This is a genomic window from Halomonas sp. (assembly GCF_041689495.1).
In the GTDB taxonomy this organism is placed as follows: domain Bacteria; phylum Pseudomonadota; class Gammaproteobacteria; order Pseudomonadales; family Halomonadaceae; genus Halomonas.
This window is the reverse complement of the sequence record NZ_JBDNGD010000082.1, coordinates 1-3,259: the sequence shown is the minus strand read 5'-3', so window position 1 is coordinate 3,259 and position 3,259 is coordinate 1. Positions and strand designations below refer to the sequence as shown.

General features: G+C 60.8%; 2 protein-coding genes and 1 tRNA gene. 2 read left to right on the top strand and 1 reads right to left on the bottom strand.

Features of this window, described 5'->3' with window-relative positions; all coding sequences use genetic code 11:
* Window positions 1–295: 295 nt before the first annotated feature.
* Window positions 296–1,675 carry a class II fumarate hydratase gene (locus ACESMD_RS02635; RefSeq protein ID WP_372610084.1) on the top strand — a complete coding sequence of 460 codons (1,380 nt, stop codon included), beginning with the start codon at window positions 296–298 and terminating at the stop codon, window positions 1,673–1,675.
* Between the two features lie 71 nt (window positions 1,676–1,746).
* Here the strand turns inward: ACESMD_RS02635 and ACESMD_RS02630 are convergent, their stop codons facing one another.
* Window positions 1,747–2,505 carry a DeoR/GlpR family transcriptional regulator gene (locus tag ACESMD_RS02630; RefSeq protein WP_372610082.1) on the bottom strand — a complete coding sequence of 253 codons (759 nt, stop codon included), beginning with the start codon at window positions 2,503–2,505 and terminating at the stop codon, window positions 1,747–1,749.
* 404 nt (window positions 2,506–2,909) lie between these two features.
* On the opposite strand from ACESMD_RS02630, the gene ACESMD_RS02625 reads away from it, so the two are divergent.
* A tRNA-Val gene (locus tag ACESMD_RS02625) sits at window positions 2,910–2,986 on the top strand.
* Window positions 2,987–3,259: the final 273 nt, after the last annotated feature.

The following is a 3,259-nucleotide window of genomic DNA, read 5'->3' as shown; positions in this document are numbered from 1 at the left end:
TTGAAAGGGTAACGCAAAAGGGCCGCCGATCGTGGATCGGCGGCCCTTTTCATGCATCAGGGTGTCACGCTGCCACCGGACTGGCCGGTGAGGCAGCGCTTACTTGGTTGCCTTGGCGGCGGCGTCCTGTGCTTGCTTGACGTTGCTTTCGGTCAGCTTCTGGCTCTGCTGAAAGTCATTTGTGCAGTGCTATATCTCGGGTGGTCGAATTCTCACGTTTTTACGGACCCTTGCCACAGTCGCTATGGCGGACCATGGTGAAGAGACATCCCTGCATCACAACAAGGAGCCTTCTATGAGTGAACGTCGTATCGAACGCGACAGCATGGGCGAGCTCGAGGTGCCCCACGCGGCCCTTTATGGTGCCCAGACGCAACGTGCCGTGAATAATTTTCCGGTGTCGGGACAGAGCTTGCCGACGGCCTTCATCCAGGCCATAGCCCGCATCAAGCTCGCCGCCGCTCGAGTCAACGCTGAGCTCGGTCTGCTCGATGGCGACAGGGCAGCGGCGATTGCCGCCGCGGCCGAGTCGGTCATCGCCGGTCACCATGACGATCAGTTCCCCGTGGATGTCTTTCAGACAGGTTCCGGGACCTCCAGCAACATGAATGTCAACGAGGTCATTGCCAGGCTGGCGAGCCGCGATGACCTCCCGGTGGGACCCAATGACCACGTCAACATGGGGCAGTCAAGCAACGACGTCATTCCCACGGCCGTTCACCTCTCGGCGGCCCAGGCTGTCCAGTCACGGCTGCGTCCCGCCCTGGTGCACCTTCGCCAAACCATCGATGCTCGTGCCGTGGAGCTCGATGGGGTGGTCAAGACGGGACGTACCCATCTCATGGATGCTATGCCGCTGCGCATGAGTCAGGAGCTGGGTGGCTGGTCCAGCCAGGTGGGGCAGGCGATAGAGCGTCTGGACAGCGCCATGGTGAGACTGTGTCGGCTGGCCCAGGGCGGAACGGCGGTGGGGACCGGCATCAATGCGCCTGCCGAGTTTGCCGGTCAAATGGCGCGCGAGCTCAGCGAACAGACCGGGCTGGCCCTGGTTCCCAATGACAGCTTCTTTGCCAGCCTGGGTTCCCAGGATGCCGCCGTGGAACTGTCCGGACAGCTCAGGGGACTGGCCTGCGTGGTCATGAAGATCGCCAACGACCTGCGCTGGATGAATTCGGGCCCCCTGGCGGGTCTGGGTGAGATCGAACTGGAAGCCCTGCAGCCGGGCAGCTCGATCATGCCGGGCAAGGTCAATCCGGTGATTCCCGAGTCGGCGGCCCAGGCGGCGGCCCAGGTGATCGGCCTGGACGCGGCAGTGACGGTGGCCGGCCAGAGCGGCAACTTCCAGCTTAACGTGATGCTGCCGCTGGTCGCCTACAACCTGCTCACCTCGATCACCCTGATGACCCAGACGGCCTGGTTGCTGGCCGATCGGGCGATTGCCACCTTCCGGGTGCGTGAGGATAACTTGTCGGTGCCTCTGGCGCGTAACCCCATCCTGGTCACGGCCTTGAATTCGGTGATTGGTTACGACAAGGCGGCGGCGATCGCCAAGCAGGCCTATCAGGCAGGGCGTCCGATAATCGAGGTGGCCGAGGAAGAGACGGGGATGGCACGGGATGAGCTGGAGCGTCTCCTCGACCCCGCCGCTTTGACGCGAGGCGGGATTCCAGGCTGACGCCAAGAGACAGGGCCGGGCCGGCCGTTTCTCCGCCCTGTCCCATGTCCTGTCTTGTCGCCACAGGACCCTCAGGCAATGTGTAATTCGATGCCGTGGAGTTCTATCAGGCGAGCCACGTTGTCGGGAGGAGCTCGATCGGTGAAGAGCGCATCGATCTGGGTAATGTTGCCCTGTCGCACCACGGGATTGCGGTGGAACTTGGAATGGTCGGCGGCGAGCAGGACCTGCCGGGAGTTGCGAATGATGGCCTGGGCGACGCGCACCTCCTGATAGTCGAATTCCAGCAGCGAACCGTCATCGTCGATGCCGCTGATACCGATGATGCCGTAATCCACCTTGAACTGATTGATGAAATCGATGGTGGCTTCACCGATGATGCCGCCATCCCTGGACCGCACTTCGCCCCCGGCGATGATGACGTTGAAGTCGTCCTTGTGCTGAAGAATCGCCGCCACATTGAGGTTGTTGGTAATGATCTCCAGCCCCTGATGATCGAGCAGGGCCTCGGCAATGATCTCGTTGCTGGTACCGATATTGATGAACAGGGAGGCATGATTGGGAATGTGCCGGGCGAGGAGGGCGGCGATACCTTGCTTGGCCTCGAGGTTGAGCGTCTTGCGGGTACTGTAGGCCGTATTGACGGTGCTGGATTCCAGTCCGGCACCGCCATGCACCCGGCGAATCAAACCCTCCGCCGACAGGGTGTTGAGGTCTCGCCGTATGGTCTGGGGTGTCACCGTGAAATGTTCGGTGAGCTGCTCGATACTGGCGTAGCCTTGATGCCTGACCAATTCGACGATGGCGTCCTGTCGCTGTTGCTGATTCATTTCCGGCTCCATTTGCACGCGGGACGTCTGGTGCCTTGACGTGCCGCGGCGTAGTCGATCGCCTTTTTTTGCCTATCGAAAGTCGAACGACGTCGTCTCGATTCAAATTGTTGGTTGCGGTGTGTCTGGGGGCAACTCATGATTACTTGTGAACATTATATTCCAAAAACGAACTTTTGCTGATGTTTTGTGCGTGTGAGTCAATGCCTTATCCCCTGAAGCCAGGCCGCGAGCCAGGGGTATGGCTTCTCTCGCTGCACCAGAGCATGAGGCAATCGGCCTGGTTTCGAGAATGAAGCCCCAACCGCCTGATCCCCATGGAATAAGCCGGGCTTGCATTCGGGTGGCGAGTGGGTAGAATGCGTCTTCGTTGCTGAGCCCAGAAGGCCTGAAATGCGTATTGCAGGACCATAGCTCAGTTGGTTAGAGCGCCACGTTGACATCGTGGAGGTCGGCGGTTCAAATCCGCCTGGTCCTACCAGCTCTCCATAACGCCCCCACAGCCCGAGGCTGTGGGGGCGTTCTTCATTCACTTGCCGGGGCTCGGGGTTATCTGCACGGAAGCGCCTCTCGTCCGCCATGGACGTTTTCCTCGTGGTTTTCTAGACTGGGAGCCTTCGGGTGGTCCGAGCCAGGCCGGTCAGCACGAGGAACGATCATGTTCACAGGAATCGTACAGGGCACCGCCGAGGTGGTGGCCATCCAGGAGGCGGAGGACTTTCGCACCCATGTGCTGGCGCTGCCGGAAGCGCTG

Excerpts from the sequence above, each read along its gene's own strand:
- ACESMD_RS02635 (WP_372610084.1), top strand. The coding sequence starts at position 296 with ATGAGTGAACGTCGTATCGAACGCGACAGCATGGGCGAGCTCGAGGTG.
- ACESMD_RS02630 (WP_372610082.1), bottom strand. The coding sequence starts at position 2,505 with ATGAATCAGCAACAGCGACAGGACGCCATCGTCGAATTGGTCAGGCAT.